The organism is Pectobacterium hainanensis, assembly GCF_046237015.1.
Lineage (GTDB): Bacteria > Pseudomonadota > Gammaproteobacteria > Enterobacterales > Enterobacteriaceae > JBJYIN01.
Window position 1 is genome coordinate 26,912 of record NZ_JBJYIN010000019.1, and the last position, 16,295, is coordinate 43,206.

Annotated in this window: 13 protein-coding genes; 10 read left to right on the forward strand and 3 right to left on the reverse strand. The window is 48.9% G+C overall.

The features are described from left to right. The 4 genes from tssE to ACKPVM_RS17145 all read left to right on the forward strand — a co-directional run bounded on the left by tssE (position 1) and on the right by ACKPVM_RS17145 (position 3,597). Entirely contained in the window at positions 1 to 426 is a 426-nt protein-coding gene (gene tssE / locus ACKPVM_RS17130; RefSeq protein ID WP_409310962.1) for a type VI secretion system baseplate subunit TssE, read from the forward strand. 53 nt (positions 427 to 479) lie between these two features. Further along, positions 480 to 1,868: a VasL domain-containing protein gene (locus tag ACKPVM_RS17135; RefSeq protein WP_409310964.1), complete on the forward strand. Its 1,389-nt coding sequence runs from the start codon at positions 480 to 482 to the stop codon at positions 1,866 to 1,868. Between the two features lie 150 nt (positions 1,869 to 2,018). After that, complete coding sequence (locus tag ACKPVM_RS17140; protein WP_409310966.1) at positions 2,019 to 3,026, forward strand: DUF6708 domain-containing protein; 1,008 nt, start codon at positions 2,019 to 2,021, stop codon at positions 3,024 to 3,026. Between the two features lie 136 nt (positions 3,027 to 3,162). Next, positions 3,163 to 3,597 (forward strand): hypothetical protein, encoded by a 435-nt coding sequence (locus ACKPVM_RS17145; RefSeq protein WP_409310968.1) that lies wholly within the window; start codon positions 3,163 to 3,165, stop codon positions 3,595 to 3,597. Between the two features lie 26 nt (positions 3,598 to 3,623). On the opposite strand, the gene treC is transcribed toward ACKPVM_RS17145, so the two are convergent. The 3 genes from treC to ACKPVM_RS17160 all read right to left on the reverse strand — a co-directional run bounded on the left by treC (position 3,624) and on the right by ACKPVM_RS17160 (position 8,350). Continuing rightward, positions 3,624 to 5,309 carry an alpha,alpha-phosphotrehalase gene (gene treC / locus ACKPVM_RS17150; RefSeq protein WP_409310970.1) on the reverse strand — a complete coding sequence of 562 codons (1,686 nt, stop codon included), beginning with the start codon at positions 5,307 to 5,309 and terminating at the stop codon, positions 3,624 to 3,626. 77 nt (positions 5,310 to 5,386) lie between these two features. Beyond that, positions 5,387 to 6,805 (reverse strand): PTS trehalose transporter subunit IIBC, encoded by a 1,419-nt coding sequence (treB, locus tag ACKPVM_RS17155; RefSeq protein ID WP_409310972.1) that lies wholly within the window; start codon positions 6,803 to 6,805, stop codon positions 5,387 to 5,389. Positions 6,806 to 7,468: 663 nt separating this feature from the next. Beyond that, the gene (locus ACKPVM_RS17160; protein WP_409310974.1) at positions 7,469 to 8,350 is read right to left on the reverse strand and encodes a PhzF family phenazine biosynthesis protein; all 882 of its coding nucleotides are present in this window, start codon (positions 8,348 to 8,350) and stop codon (positions 7,469 to 7,471) included. Positions 8,351 to 8,465: 115 nt separating this feature from the next. On the opposite strand from ACKPVM_RS17160, the gene ACKPVM_RS17165 reads away from it, so the two are divergent. The 6 genes from ACKPVM_RS17165 (at position 8,466) to ACKPVM_RS17190 (ending at position 16,278) form a co-directional block, all read left to right on the forward strand. Next, complete coding sequence (locus ACKPVM_RS17165) at positions 8,466 to 10,058, forward strand: ABC-F family ATPase (protein WP_409310976.1); 1,593 nt, start codon at positions 8,466 to 8,468, stop codon at positions 10,056 to 10,058. A gap of 681 nt (positions 10,059 to 10,739) precedes the next feature. Continuing rightward, positions 10,740 to 11,873: a hydrogenase 2 small subunit gene (gene hybO / locus ACKPVM_RS17170; RefSeq protein ID WP_409310978.1), complete on the forward strand. Its 1,134-nt coding sequence runs from the start codon at positions 10,740 to 10,742 to the stop codon at positions 11,871 to 11,873. Between the two features lie 3 nt (positions 11,874 to 11,876). Then, on the forward strand, positions 11,877 to 12,914 hold the full coding sequence (gene hybA / locus ACKPVM_RS17175; protein WP_409310980.1) for a hydrogenase 2 operon protein HybA: 1,038 nt from the start codon (positions 11,877 to 11,879) through the stop codon (positions 12,912 to 12,914). After that, the gene (gene hybB, locus ACKPVM_RS17180; protein ID WP_409310982.1) at positions 12,901 to 14,100 is read left to right on the forward strand and encodes a Ni/Fe-hydrogenase cytochrome b subunit; all 1,200 of its coding nucleotides are present in this window, start codon (positions 12,901 to 12,903) and stop codon (positions 14,098 to 14,100) included. Before hybA ends, hybB begins: the two co-directional genes overlap by 14 nt. Beyond that, complete coding sequence (gene hybC / locus ACKPVM_RS17185) at positions 14,078 to 15,784, forward strand: hydrogenase 2 large subunit (RefSeq protein WP_409310984.1); 1,707 nt, start codon at positions 14,078 to 14,080, stop codon at positions 15,782 to 15,784. Before hybB ends, hybC begins: the two co-directional genes overlap by 23 nt. Beyond that, entirely contained in the window at positions 15,784 to 16,278 is a 495-nt protein-coding gene (locus ACKPVM_RS17190; protein ID WP_409310986.1) for a HyaD/HybD family hydrogenase maturation endopeptidase, read from the forward strand. Before hybC ends, ACKPVM_RS17190 begins: the two co-directional genes overlap by 1 nt. The last annotated feature ends 17 nt before the right edge of the window (positions 16,279 to 16,295 follow it).

Sequence of the window (16,295 nt, forward strand, 5' to 3'; positions counted from 1 at the left end):
ATGAACCCTTCGTTATATGAAATGCTGACATTCAGCTTTGAGAACGATCTGGATATTCGGCAGGTGGATGAACGTCAGCAGGTCATTCTCTCCGTGCTCGATAATATGCAGCGTATCCTGAATAGCCGAGCGGGTGCCATGAGCCATTTGCCTGACTATGGTTTACCCGATCTTAGCCACATTCTTCAGGGATTACCGGCATCAGCACACAGCCTGGTTAGTGTATTGCAAAGCACGTTATTAAAGTACGAGCCTCGCTTGAAAAGCGTCTCGGTTGAACTTCTGCCAGACATTGCCCCTGCTCACCTGGCGTATGAGATCCATGCTGAATTAAAAGGCATTGGGCTGGTGCGCTATGGCTCGGCGTTTGCGCCTGAAGGTCGTGTGATGTTACGGCATTTAAAGCAACAGGGACGGTTGGGTTAACGTTGTTACGTCTACTCATCGCATCAGTTTCGTTTCAGAAAGAGAATTGAATAATGAACACAATGTTGTCCGGTAGCACCGTGCAGACCGGCGGTGATCCGCGCGCCTTTGCCGAGTTTGGCGCATTGCGTGAGGAGATGGGAAAACTGAGTCATCCCGCTCGCCCGGATGTCCATTGGGAGCGGGTGGAGCAACTCTGTTTGACGCTATTTCGTCGTAATGGGGTGGAATTACAAACGGTTGCGTATTACACGCTAGCGCGGGCGCAACAAGCCGGACTTTCCGGTATAGGAGAAGGTCTGGAATTGATGGAGGGATTGGTGACCCATCAATGGGGTAATTTATGGCCATCTCAAACCCATGCACGGGTCGATATTTTTGCTTGGATCAATGAACGTTTGCATCAGGTGTTGCGTACCTGCGTGCTGAGTTATAGCGATCTGCCACAGGTTTACCGGGCGGAGCATGTTTTAGAACGGGTTTGCAGTCATCTTCAGGTGCTGGAACTTAAGCACCTGAGCAAACTTGATAATCTGCGTATGACGTTGCACGGTGCTGCATTGAGGCTGGAAAGTACGGATATCCAGAATGGTGCGGCGTTACCGCCTTCGGGCGAGCTTCCCTATAACGTTGAGGCATCAATGACATCATCATCTTCCTCTTCTTCCCCCTTGCTTTATGTTGCACATGTCGAACCCAATGACAGTCGAGCTCGTATTCAGGTTGTTACTGGTACACCGCAACCGCGCTGGAAATGTTGGCATGGATTTCTTGCCGGTATCGTGCTGACCGCGCTGGTGGCGGGGAGTGCGATAGGGCTATATTCCCACCTGACTCAGCGGACGCCACTGAAGGAAAAACTTCTGGCAACGGTAGCACCGTTACCCCGTGCGCTCAGTACGGAGCAGATTGATGAATATCGTCATACCAGCGATGTGGCGGAATTAACGTCGTTGACGGGTGAAGTCTTACAGGCGAATAGCCTGCAACTGGAAAGATTGAATTCACTCTCTCCATTATGGGCAATGCAATATGGTGATGCATTGATTCATCAGTCACAGCGTTTGTGGCCCGCCAGTGAGCAAGCGCGATTGCAGGAAAAACAGTGGTGGCAGCAACGTCAGGCTAGTGCGGTAAATACCGATGATTTACAACAATATCAGCTAACCAGGACTCAGTTGCAGGCGCTATCCAGCCAACTTAATGCATTGGATGAAAAACGAGGACGTTACATCACAGTATCGGCGTTAAAATCTGCCGTATTCAATCTTCAGCAGCCCTTAGACCGCCACCAACCGCTGGAGGAGTTGTTACGTCAACTGGGTGAACAGCAGCAACAAGGACAGATTTCTCCCGCCTTACAACAGCAGATTGATAATCGGTTTAACCAATTGCTGAATCGCTACTACTTATTTTCCCACCCGGCAAAAACGGAACGTTAATCTTTTAATCCGATGACGATACGGATCTCGCCCCCATGCTCGAATCAGGTATTTAAATCAGTGGCAAGGGCGAGGTGAAATTCACTTCGGTAGTCTCGGAATCGGATGCGTTTGGCAAGCAGCGACGGATCACTAAGTCAAGGAACAGCGATGTTTTATGAAGGCATGAAATCTAAGGGGTTCAAGGTAAACCGTTCGCTGACCTCTCAGGAAGTGCACTGGCGTCTGAAACAGGGGCAACGACTGTCTTACCGCCAGCGTGAGCTGGTGGATGATATGTCGCTTATCTGCATTAACTCGACATTTCTGGAAGTGGTGGATGCCTACCATAAGGATCGAGGGTTTCTGACGCTTGTGATAATACTTTTGGGGGGCGTATTTTTGACGGGGGGAATAGGTTTTTTGTGGTTGTTTCTATTTGGAAATCAATCCCCACCGGTTGCTTTTTACGTTCTCATTTTTTTTATTTTCACTTCACCCCATATTTTGTTTATTTGGCTCCTGCGTCTCGAATGTTTTACCTGGACACATTATCCGATCCGTTTTAACCGTGAAAAACAAGTGGTGCATATCACACGGTTAAACGGACAGGTGGAAACCTATCCCTGGCAAGCTATCTATTTTACGTTGGGGCGCACTGCAAGCGGATTTACCGGAAGGTTCTGGTATCTCCAGGGGCATATTTTAGCGGAAGATAGGGACACAGTACTGGACACGTTCAGCGTCAGCGTCTATGGGCCACGTCAGGAAGAGATTAAGCGGTTCTGGGAGCTGGTGCGTCGCTACATGGAAGAGAAGGATGGAGTAAAACATGTGGCAGATATTGCTGGCTGGCTGCTGCCGATAAACAAACGCAAAGAGTCGTTTGGTCTGGGGTTGAGAATGCTGATGATGCCCGCAGGTTTCGTTGGTGTATTGCTGTTTCCATTTATATTTTTACAGGCAGTGGCCCGCTGGTTGTCAATACGAAGCAGCAAGATGCCAGTATGGCCGCCGGAGGTGGAGGCGCAGTGTGAAATTGCGGCGGATGACCCTTATGATTTTGACAGTGACGATGCGGATATGGAATGGCACTGGCACTTTCTGTACCGACCGGTGAAAACGCAGAAATCAGTTACGGGTCGGGAATGGCCGGTAAAGGATGATGGCCGACGATGAATGATAGAAGGGCATGGTTGCGCTCGTTACCCGACCATCCATATTTTTCCCTTTTCTTCCAGATGAGTTACTGCAAGTCGTATTCAATACCTTGGTATTATCGTCCTGAAATTCGAATGATTTAGGGTATCGTTACATGGGAGTCAAAATAAGGGGTAAATGGATTTATTACTTTTGGGCAGCAATGGATGCAATTTATCTTCTTCGTTTTTGCTATATCAACATCGCTAACGGTCGAGTTCCTTTCTATGATGATGCCGTGGATGTCATTGCTATTTATCCACAGCATGGGGCGTATTCATTAATATTTTTCATACTGTCTCTGACATTAAATCTGTCAATGATAGGTTCAATAATCGCGTTTTTCCGTCAACAGAGAGTGGTGTGGATGATGGTTTATCTACAAACGCCGTTTCGTTTTCTGTTTGCCGTACCTTCGTTGTCCTTCATTCCTTGGTTGGTGAATGCCGTTGATATACAGACTGTTATACTCCCTCTCTTTCTTGTCACGCTTTCCGAGTTGATAAAAATATCCAGCATCGTTTGGGCACGAAAACATGCTGATAGATGAAAAAGAAGGTGAGAATAGGACTCTCGCTAAATTTTATCTTCTGGTTCCGGCATACCTTGTACCCAATAGATGGCCTCAAATGGCCGTAGGGTTAATGTTCCAGGTTGGTCTGCGGCATCGGCATAGTTACTTAGCAGCAATCGCCAGCGGTGCCCATCCACCTTGTTTAATGAATGCCATTTCTGGCTCGTTTTTCCGAGATTAGCCAATACCAATAGGTGTTGACCTTGCCAGCTTCGCTGATAGCACCATAGCGACGGGTGCTCAGGTAGCAGATCCTGATAGTCCCCATGGGTGATTAATGGGATCACTTTGCGCATAACGATTAGCTGTTGGTAGGTATAGAAAATAGAGTTTTCATCAGCCAGCGCTTGTTCTGCATTGATCTCCATCGCATTTTTGCTTGGTTGCAGCCATGGTGTGCCAGTGCTGAATCCGGCATTTTCACTGCTATCCCACTGCATGGGCGTGCGCCCATTATCTCGGGAGCGTTCGGAAAGGATCGCTAAAAGCAACTCATCCGTTTGTGTCTTGCCATGCCGTTCGGCAAACATGTTCAGGCTTTCAACATCCCGGTACTGACTTAACGCTGTGTAGCCGGGGTTCGTCATACCGATTTCTTCCCCTTGATAGATATATGGTGTGCCCTGCATACCATGTAGCACCATCGCCAGCATCTTTGCCGACTCAACTCTGAATTCACCCTCATCACCGAAGCGTGAAACGATGCGTGGCTGGTCGTGGTTACACCAGAAAAGCGCATTCCAGGCGTGGTTATGCATGCCTTGTTGCCATTCGCGCATAATCTTTTTTAGCTGGACGAAATCCGGTTTCGCCTGAGTCCATTTTTCCCCATTAGGGTAATCCACTTTCAGATGATGAAAATTGAATGTCATGGAAAGTTCACTGCCATCCAATGCGCCATAGCGACGACAGTGCGCCAGTGATGTAGAAGACATTTCGCCAACGGTCATCAATTCTTGTGGTTGAAATACGTCACGACTGAACTCCTGAAGATAGTCGTGTATCCGTGGACCATCGGTATAAAAGCACCTGCCGTCTCCCTGATCGTCGTCTGGAAAATCCTGTTGTTTGGACACAAGATTGATCACATCTAATCGCAGGCCGTCAATGCCCTTATTTGCCCAAAATTCACATACTTTTTTCAATGCTTCTCGTACTTTTGGATGTTCCCAATTGAGATCGGCCTGCTCGGGAGCAAAAAGGTGCAGATAATATTGACCGCTCTCGGCATGCCGTTGCCAGGCTGGGCCGCCGAATTTTGAGCGCCAGTTGTTAGGTGGGGCATCTCCGTTGCCATCCCGCCAGATATAAAAGTGACGATAAGGGCTACGGCGATCCTGCGCGGCCAGAAACCAACGGTGTTGCGTGGAAGTATGATTAAAAACCATATCCATCACCACGCGGATGTGACGCTGATGGGCTTCGGCGATCAGTGTTTCCATCTCTTCCATTGTGCCGTAAGCCGGATCGATAACGCAGTAGTCAGCGACATCGTAGCCGTTGTCAATTTGTGGTGAGAGGTAAACTGGCGTCAGCCAGATAGCATCAATACCCAGTCGTTTCAGGTAGTCAAGACGTGAGATGATGCCGTTGATATCACCAAAACCATTGCCTGTGCTGTCTTGAAAGCTTTTGGGGTAGATCTGGTAAATTACGCCGTTTCGCCACCAGGGTAGGGATGTTGTCATGAATCTCTCCACGTCAATCAAGAATTGAACCCGGACGGATGTCTGTCTGTTGCCGTACGTGTATCAACACAAACCTATCAAATAGAGTGTAACGTACCATTGTGTTGCTTGCGTTTATAAACCAGCGCGGTTAGCACAATGGGAATAATGGTCGCAACGATCATCGCCAGAAAGAACACGCTCCAGAATTGCGGTTTGATAGAGAGTATTCCAGGCAGGCCGCCAACACCGATACCATTAGCCATGACGCCGTATAAACCACAAATAAGTGAGGCAACGGCGGAGCCGATCATGGCGCAGAACATGGGGAAACGATATTTCAGGTTAATGCCGTACATCGCGGGCTCTGTTACGCCGAGGAAGGCGGAGATCGCGGCGGGTACAGAAATCTCTCGTTCATTTTCTTTACGGCTGACGATGATAATACCGACTACGGCAGCAGCCTGTGCGATGTTGGAGAGGGCAATCAACGGCCAAACGGGCGTACCCCCCATACTTTGGATCATCTGCATATCGATAGCCAATGTGGTCTGATGTATACCGGTAATCACCAGTGGCGCATACAGGAAGCCAAACAGTGCGGCACCTACAGGGGCAAAACTGCCGGTCATTACCGCTTTGACCGCCCACGCCACACCGTCACCAATCATGCGGCCAAATGGGCCAATCAGCGTATGAGCGAGGAAAACCGCCAGAATCAGCGATGTTACGGGGACGACGACCAGATAGAGATAATCCGGCGTCCATTTTTTCAGACGTCGTTCAATGACGGCGAGCGCCATACCGGCTAACACCGAGGGGATGACTTGTGCCTGATAGCCAATTTTTTCAATAGAAAACCAGCCAAAATTCCAGACTTCAGGCGTTTGCTGGCCGATAAGGTAAGCATTCATCAACTGGGGCGACACCAGTGTAATCCCCAGAACAATACCAAGGATCGGCGTTCCTCCCATTTTCCTGACGGTTGACCAACATACTGCGACCGGTAGATAGAAGAAAATGGCCTCGCCCAGCAGCCAGAGAAAATCATAAAGGGTTTGCCAGGTTGGGGAACGTTGCGCCAGCGTTTGCCCATCGATGATAGGGATATCACCGATGACGTTACGTGCGCCCAGAATTAAACCACCACTGATTAATGCTGGAAGTAATGGGAAAAAGATTTCTGCAAAGTGGGAAATACTGCGTTCAAACCAGCTCATATTCTGGCGAGCGGTGATTTTCGCCTCTTCTTTATTGACTGCATTTTGCCCGATGGTCGCTAAGAGTGCGTGGTAATACGCATCGACATCGGTGCCGATGACCACCTGAAACTGACCGGCGTTGGTAAAACAACCTTTAACAATGCGCAACTCCTCAATAGTCTTGGGATGTGCTTTTGACGGATCATGCAGCACAAAGCGGAGTCGGGTAATGCAATGGGTGACAGTCGCAATGTTATCGCGCCCACCAACCAGCTCAATAAGACGATCAATATCTTGTTGTTTAACCTTACTCATATCAATGTCCCTTATTTTGCCCCGATAGCCTGATATAACCTCTTCCCGATGGTTTTCTGGCTAAAAGGTAAAATGTGCAAGATACAAAGAAAGGGTAGTGCATTAATCTGTTTTTAAACGGAATTTTTTTGATGGTGGGGCGTGGATCACCAATTTGGCATCGATTTTACGGGCTAAGATATATCGCCTATCATCAAAAAACGATGGGGAGAATGGCGAAGATCATCGTTGGGAGACATCTTCACGTGGCAGCATGCGGGGCTGAATGGAATACAACAAAAAGCCGCCTATATTGAGGCGGCTTTAATCATCGGATAAACGACGATCAGAATGGGCTAACGACAGATCCAATACGCTCACAGTAGCTGACATAAACATTTCCCACTCTTTTAAAAAATTTCCCGATATTGCGAAACATTTTCATTATTAGTCTCTCCTATTTGCCGGATTAAGTGTGATGTTCGTCACGTTTTTAATAGTAGCGGAGATGAAATTGGATTTCAATATTTTTGTGATTTGAATCACAAAAATTAGAGTGACGATTCATCCCTTTTGAGGATGAATCGAGCGTGCGTTTTTTCAGAAGGCGTTTTTCTGATGATGATTTTCATCGGGAATCGGATCACCATGACGTGAGTCGCCAGTGGGATCCCTAACGACATGTTACGCTTGCAGCGTACCATCAATAATGGTCACGCTGTGGCCACCAACCCACGGTTCATCGTTTAGATAAGAGATAAACAAACGACCATCGCATTGCCGTTTGGTGCCTTGTCTGACGGTGTAACCTAATTTCTCTGCAATATTGTCAGGATAGTGCTGGTGACGCAGAAGTTCGGCCAGACAGGCATTGGCGCTCCCGGTTACCGGATCTTCTATCAGTGCACCCTGCTCAATACAGAATGCCCGCATTTCATAATCCGTAGGTAATGCATTATCGTGCGGGCCATAGATAGCAATACCTGTCATGTCGCAGGCTTGCAGCAGCATCGCCAGAGACGGCGTATCCGGCGTGATATTCAGACAGGTCGTGGCGCTATCCAAACGAATAACCAGCCAGCGAATGCCCATATGAACATTGGTGGGGGGATAGCGTTTATCGATTTTTGCGCTACCAAGCGTTCGCTCCAACAGCGGATACCATTGAGCATCAAAAGGAATGAGGGTGGCTGGAGGAACATGGAACGCTAGCATGCCATCATCGCCGATATTAATGGGGATCAACCCCACGCCGCATTGCTGGACGATTTGGCCCGGAACCTTGGTTTGTAATCCGGATTCTAACAGTGCATGAGCGGATCCCAGTGTCGGATGACCAGCAAAGGGAAACTCGGTCTCCGGGGTAAAAATACGAACATGATAATCTGCCAAGGGATCGGTAGCGGGCAGGATAAATGTGGTTTCTGACAGATTTGTCCAACGTGCGATATCCTGCATTTGCGCATCGGTTAACCCCTTCGCCTCCATAACCACGGCAAGCGGATTGCCCTTGAAAGGTTGCTGGGTGAAAACGTCGACCTGTTTGAAACGACGTACTGTAGGCATCGCATTTCTCTCCTGTATGCGCTATCGATTAAATATTACTCAAAACTAACCGCGACCCTGTTGCGTGCTTGTGGCATAATGCGCGCCAAATCACATTCTGACTTGAGTAAGTGCTGTGTTAAGTACCAACAATATCACCATGCAGTTTGGCAGCAAGCCGTTGTTTGAGAACATTTCCGTTAAATTTGGCGGTGGTAGCCGTTATGGCCTGATCGGCGCAAATGGATGCGGTAAATCCACGTTTATGAAAATCCTCGGCGGCGATCTGGTGCCGAGCTCAGGTAATGTCTTCCTCGATCCTAATGAACGTCTGGGGAAATTGCGCCAGGATCAATTCGCTTTTGAAGAATACAGTGTGCTGGATACCGTCATCATGGGCCATACGGAACTGTGGGCGGTAAAAGAAGAGCGCGATCGTATCTACGCTTTAGCTGAAATGAGTGAAGCTGATGGTTATAAAGTTGCCGATCTGGAAGTGCAGTACGGCGAAATGGATGGTTATAGCGCCGAAGCGCGAGCGGGCGAGCTGCTATTAGGCGTCGGTATTCCTGTTGAACAACATTACGGTCCGATGAGTGAAGTAGCTCCCGGCTGGAAACTGCGTGTATTGTTGGCTCAGGCGTTATTTGCCGACCCAGATATCCTGCTGCTTGATGAACCAACCAACAACCTGGATATCGATACTATCCGGTGGCTGGAGCAGGTGCTGAATGAGCGTAACAGCACCATGATTATCATTTCGCATGACCGCCATTTTCTAAACATGGTGTGTACGCACATGGCGGATCTGGACTACGGTGAACTGCGTATTTATCCCGGTAATTATGATGAATATATGACGGCCGCCACGCAGGCTCGTGAACGTTTACTGGCGGATAACGCCAAGAAAAAAGCGCAGATTTCCGAGTTGCAATCGTTCGTGAGTCGCTTTAGCGCTAACGCTTCAAAATCGAAGCAGGCTACCTCTCGTGCCCGTCAGATTGATAAAATTCAGTTAGAGGAAGTGAAAGCCTCCAGCCGTCAGAACCCATTTATTCGGTTCGAACAAGACAAAAAACTGTTTCGTAATGCGTTGGAAGTGGAGGCGCTGGCAAAAGGGTTTGATAACGGCCCATTGTTTAGCAAGCTGAATCTGATGGTGGAAGTCGGTGAAAAAGTCGCCATTCTGGGGACAAACGGTATTGGTAAATCTACGCTGTTGAAAACGCTGGTTGGTGAAGCGCTGCCCGATAGCGGCACGGTTAAATGGTCTGAAAATGCGAAGATCGGTTATTACGCGCAGGATCACGAATACGAGTTTGACGATGCTTTGACGGTATTTGACTGGATGAGCCAGTGGAAGCAGGAAAAAGACGATGAACAAGCCGTGCGAAGCATTCTGGGGCGTTTATTGTTCAGTCAGGACGATATCAAGAAGAAAGTGAAAGTTCTGTCTGGTGGAGAGAAAGGCCGCATGTTGTTTGGTAAGCTGATGATGCAGCGTCCAAACATTCTGGTGATGGATGAACCAACCAACCATATGGACATGGAGTCTATCGAATCGCTGAATATGGCATTGGAAATGTACGAAGGAACGTTGCTTTTTGTTTCCCACGATCGTGAATTTGTGAGTTCATTGGCGAACCGCATTCTGGAGATGACGCCGAATAAAGTGATCGATTTTACAGGTAATTACGAGGATTATCTCCGCAGTCAGGGTATCCAGTAACTTACTATCCAGAATGACGTATTCTGTCTAAGGCAGCACGGTAAAGACCGTTGCTGCTTTTTTTGTTTTGAGATCTTTTGGGGAAAAGGGAACCTTCAAATATTAATTTCTCTTTAAACATTGCAAGATAAAACATGGACATTGGGTAAAATTCAAAAAATTTGCACTTAAATCTCATTTTTAACTAAAAAAATTAAAGTAATTATTCTTATCTTGCGCTGTGGTGAGTATGAAATGTTTTTGCTATATCGGAAAATAAATAAACTCATGAAATGAGATTTTTGTTTTATTTCTTTTTTAATCAGTATGTTGAGTGATTTAAATAAACAGTTGTTTCCGGTGATTAATCGATTTAGCTCACGAATGAAAAATTAAACAATAATGTATTGGTGTTATTGCGATTATTTCTCATTTAAACAACGTAATATCCATTTTAAATAGGATCGTTGCGTATAAAGTCACAGTTATAACAGAAATAAGAAATCTATTGTTGCAGCGGTTGATGGAGATCAAGTCTGTTAACTTAATTTACTTATTACCATATCCCCACACATATTGTGTGTTATACCCGTCACCTTTCAAGTTGCCAATGCAGGGCGTTGTTGAGCATGACAGCGTTTTGTCTGGCAACGGGAAATCTATTGGGTAGGCTCCGTTCGAGTTACAGGAGAATAATAAAAAATGAGTGGGGAAAATTTAATGCTTTCCCATCACGGCGTGAATCGTCGTGATTTTATGAAGTTGTGTGCAGCACTCGCCGCGTCAATGGGGCTGGCAGATACTGCCGTCGCAGAAATGGCTAAGTCAATCAGCTCTCCACAGCGTCCACCAGTGATCTGGATCGGTGCGCAGGAGTGTACGGGGTGTACGGAAAGCCTGTTACGGGCAACCCATCCCACCATTGAGAACCTGTTGTTAAACACGATCTCGCTGGAATATCACGAGGTGCTTTCCGCTGCTTTTGGTGAGCAAGCGGAAGAAAACAAGCACCGCGCTATTGAGCAATATAAAGGGAAATATGTTCTGGTTGTTGATGGGTCGATACCGATAAAAGACGGCGGTATCTACTGCATGGTTGCTGGTAAGCCGATTGTGGAGCATATCCGTGAGACGGCTGAGCATGCGGCAGCCATTATCGCTATCGGTTCTTGTTCAGCCTGGGGTGGTGTGGCGGCGGCGGGAAGTAATCCGACCGGTGCAGTCAGCCTACAGGATGTTCTGCCTGGAAAAACCGTTATTAACATTCCAGGGTGTCCACCGAATCCCCATAATTTCCTCGCAACCGTTGCGCATATTATCACTTATCAGCGCCCGCCAGCGTTGGATGCCGAGGGGCGGCCAACATTTGCTTACGGTCGTTTGATCCACGAAAACTGTGAACGTCGGCCGCATTTTGATGCCGGACGTTTTGCAAAAGAGTTTGGTGATGAAGGCCATCGTCAAGGCTGGTGTCTCTATCATCTGGGCTGTAAAGGACCTGAAACCTATGGTAACTGCCCGACGTTGGAGTTCTGTGACGTCGGCGGTGGTATCTGGCCGGTGGGTATTGGGCATCCTTGTTACGGTTGTAACGAGAAGGGAATCGGGTTTACCAAAGGCATTTTCCAGCTATCGAGCGTAGAAAACCCCACGCCGCGCGCAGAAAAACCGGATGTTCATATCCCGGAAGGCGGACAGGTCTCTGCGACGGCTGTCGGGTTGATCGGTGGTGTGCTCGGTGTGGTGGGCGGCGTCAGTTTGATGGCCGTGCGTGAGTTGGGTCGTCAGCAAAAGCAGAATCAGCAAGACGCCGGAAACGCATCCCGGGAGGGTTAAACCGTGAACAGACGCAATTTTTTCAAGCTGGCTTCTGCCGGTGCGTTACTGGCCGGTACGCCATTGGCGGCACGTGCCGCTGCGGAAAATAAGCCACCGATCCCCGGTTCATTGGGTATGCTCTATGATTCAACGCTGTGTGTCGGTTGCCAGGCCTGTGTGACCGAGTGTCAGCAGGTCAATCAACTGGCTTATAACCCTGACAGCAAAATCTACGCGGGTGGTCGGGCCACGTTTTCCAACAACGATAAATTGAGTCCTTACACCAATAATATTATTCAGGTGTGGAGTTCCGGTGACGGAACAAACAAGGATCAGGTGGATAACGGCTATGCCTACATCAAGAAACAGTGTATGCACTGTGTCGATCCTAACTGTGTCTCAGTTTGTCCGGTCTCGGCATTGAAGAAAGATGCCAAAACCGGTGTGGTGCACTATGACGCCAGCGTCTGTACTGGCTGCCGCTATTGCATGGTGGCCTGTCCTTTCAATATTCCCAAATATGATTATGAAAACCCGTTCGGCAAGCTACACAAATGCGAACTGTGTAATCAACCGGGGCTGGAACGATTGGATAAAGGTGGCCTGCCGGGTTGTGTCGATGTTTGCCCGACCGGTGCCGTGATTTTTGGTACGCGTGAAGAGTTGCTCTCTGAAGCGAAGCATCGTTTGTCGTTGCAGGCAGGGGAGGAATACCACTACCCACGCCAGACGCTGGCGAAAAAAGATACGTATCTTCATACCATACCGAAATACGATCAGCATGTTTATGGTGAGAAAGAAGCGGGTGGTACGCAGGTTCTGGTGCTGGCCGGTGTGCCTTACCAGAATCTGGATCTGCCGGAACTGGCTGAACTCTCTACTGGCGCACGTTCTGAACATATCCAACACACGCTTTATAAGGGAATGGTATTGCCATTGGCGGTGCTGGCAGGGCTTTCCGTGCTGGTGCATCGTAATACGCGGGCTGATCGGCTAGATCACGATGATCATCACTCGGATGCGGACAAGAAACAGGAGAACGATCATGACGGCGCATAAAGCGAGTCCATTAGGTGGACGTCTGGTCAGTTGGCCGGTGATGTTGCTGGCACCGTTCGTGGTGTTGTGTGCGGTACTGATCGTAAAACGTCTGGTGTTCGGTATCGGTGATGTTGCCGCGCTCAATGGCGGGTATCCGTGGGGGATCTGGATCGCCTTCGATCTGCTGGTGGGAACCGGTTTTGCCTGTGGCGGTTGGGCGCTGGCCTGGGCGGTATATGTCTTTAATCGTGGTGAGTACCATCCTTTGGTTCGCCCGGCGCTGCTTGCCAGTTTGTTCGGGTATTCTCTGGGGGGATTGTCGATCACCATCGACGTCGGGCGTTACTGGAATTTGCCGTATTTTTACATCCCAGGTTTTTTTAACACGTCCTCAGTGTTATTTGAAACCGCTGTCTGTATGACCATTTATATCGGAGTGATGGCGTTGGAGTTCGCTCCTGTCGTGTGTGAACGCATGGGATGGAAAGTTTCTCTCAAGCGTTTGAACAAGGTGATGTTTTTCATCATCGCGTTAGGCGCGTTGCTGCCAACGATGCATCAGTCCTCAATGGGGTCGCTGATGATTTCCGCCGGTTATAAAGTTCATCCACTGTGGCAAAGCTATGAACTATTGCCACTGCTTTCGCTGCTGACCGCATTTATCATGGGTTTTTCTATCGTGATATTTGAAGGGTCGCTGGTACAAGCGGGGTTGAAAGGTCGAGGCCCGGATGAAAAACCGCTGTTTGCCCGTTTGACGCAAATTATTCAGGTTTTGCTACTGCTGTTTGTGGTATTGCGTTTTGGCGAAATCATCTGGCATGACAAAGTGAGCTATTTGTTCAGGGGCGATCGTTTCTCACTGATGTTCTGGTGCGAAGCGACGTTGATGATCTTCCCGCTGGTCATGTTCCGCATCAAACGACTCCGTGACGATTCACGTCTGCTGTTTATTGGCGCGCTGAGTATGTTGTTCGGTGCCGCGTTGTGGCGACTGAGTTATTCCCTGCTGGCTTTCAACCCCGGTGGTGGCTATCACTATTTCCCCGCTACATCGGAAGTGTTGATCTCCATCGGTTTTGTCGCGATTGAAGTCTGCGCATACATCTTGTTAATCCGGCTGTTGCCGGTACTTCCCGCGCTGGAAGGCGTTCATAAGAATTATCAGGCCGAGGTAAAGCATGAGCCAACGCATCACCATTGATCCTATTACCCGCATCGAGGGACACCTGCGCATTGATTGCGAAATTGAACAGGGGAAAGTCACCAAGGCCTGGTCATCCGGCACGATGTGGCGCGGTATGGAAGAAATTGTTAAAGGTCAGGATCCGCGCGATGCGTGGATGATTGTGCAGCGTATTTGCGGTGTATGTACGACGGTACACGCGATTGCTTCTGTGCGTGCGGTTGAGAATGCATTGAAACTGAACGTGCCAGTTAACGCGCAATATATTCGCAACCTGATTCTGGCGGCACACAGTATTCACGATCATATCGTCCATTTCTATCAGCTTTCTGCTCTGGATTGGGTGGATGTGACGTCTGCTCTTGAAGCTTCGCCGCAAAAAGCAGAAGCGTTGTTGAAAGGGTTGTCTGACTGGCCGTTGAATAACGCCGCCGAATTCACCAAAGTCCAGCAAAAGCTGAAAGATTTGGTCGCCAGCGGACAATTGGGCATTTTTGCTAATGGTTATTGGGGACATCCGGCAATGGCATTGCCGCCGGAGGTTAACCTGATCGCGGTGGCGCACTACTTGCAAGCGCTGGAATGTCAGCGCGATGCCAACCGCATTGTGGCGATACTCGGTGGTAAAACGCCACACATTCAGAATCTGGCGGTAGGTGGGGTGGCTAACCCGATCAACCTTGATGCGCCAAGCGTACTGAACCTTGAACGTCTGATGTACGTGAAGTCGTTTATCGATCGCCTGAGTGACTTTATCGAGCAGGTTTATAAAGTTGACTGTGCAGTGATTGCCGCACATTACCCTGACTGGCTGCACCTGGGTAAAGGTGCCGATCATTACCTCAGCGTGCCTGAATTGCCGACGGATAATCAGGGAGGAAGCTTCCTGTTGGCGGGCGGCTATCTGGAAAATGGTGACTTTGCGAAATATCGCCCGATTACCAGCCATGAGGATAGCTTCCTGATTGAGGGGATCAAAGAGAGTGGTAAACACGCCTGGTATCAGGACGATGAACCGCTGGCACCGTGGGAAGGATTAACTCGTCCCAAATATACCGGTTGGGAAGATGACGGCAAATACTCTTGGGTAAAAGCGCCTACCTTCTATGGCAAGACGGTGGAAGTCGGCCCATTGGCGTGGCTGCTGTGTGGCTTAGCGGCTAAGCATAAAGACACTGAAGCGCATTACGCACAGGTGGCAGCAGCCTATCAAAAATTAACCGGACAAACGCTGGAAGTGAAACATCTTCATTCTACGTTAGGCCGAGTAATTGGTCGTACGGTGCATTGCTGCGTGTTGAAAGATACGCTGGCTCAGCAGTGGCAAGCGTTGGTCACGAATATCGGTAAAGGTGACCACCAAACGTTTATCAAACCTGATCTGTCACCGGATACGGAATTCCGAGGTGTGGGCTTTGGTGAAATGCCGCGTGGGATGTTGTCGCACTGGATTGTATTTAAAAACGGCAAAATCACCAATTATCAGGCGGTCGTTCCATCAACCTGGACATCAGGGCCACGCAATTTCGACGGTGTTCCCGGTCCTTACGAGCAATCGTTGGTAGGTACGCCGATTGCCGATCCGCATAAGCCGCTGGAAGTGGTACGAACCATACACTCGTTTGACCCGTGTATGTCTTGTGCGGTGCATATCGTCGATACGGTCGATGGTAGTGAAGTGACCCGGGTGAAGGTGCTGTGATGAATATACTGGTGTTGGGTGTCGGTAATCTGCTGCTCAGCGATGAAGCCGTTGGCGTGCGTATCGTTGAAGCATTGGAGCAACGTTATGCATTTTCGCCGAGGATAGATATCGTTGACGGCGGTACCTGTGGGTTGGAACTGATGGAAGCGATGGCTAACCGCGATCATCTGATTGTTGCTGACGCGGTTCTGACGGGGCAAGCGCCAGGAACGGTGACCATCCTGCGTGATAGCGAAGTCCCTGCATTGTTTACCCGCAAGATTTCCCCGCACCAGTTGGGTTTATCCGATGTGCTGATGGCGTTGCAATTAACGGAAGAGTTTCCGCAAAAGCTAACGCTCATTGGCGTAGAGCCTGCTTCATTGGATGTTCACATTGGCTTGACAGAGACGGTACAGCAGGCGCTTGAGCCTGCTGTACAGCAGGTGATCGCCGCTTTGGAACAAAGCGGCATCACGGTAAGCGAACGATGTGAGGTCTGTAGTGAATAGTGCATCAGAGGTAAAAA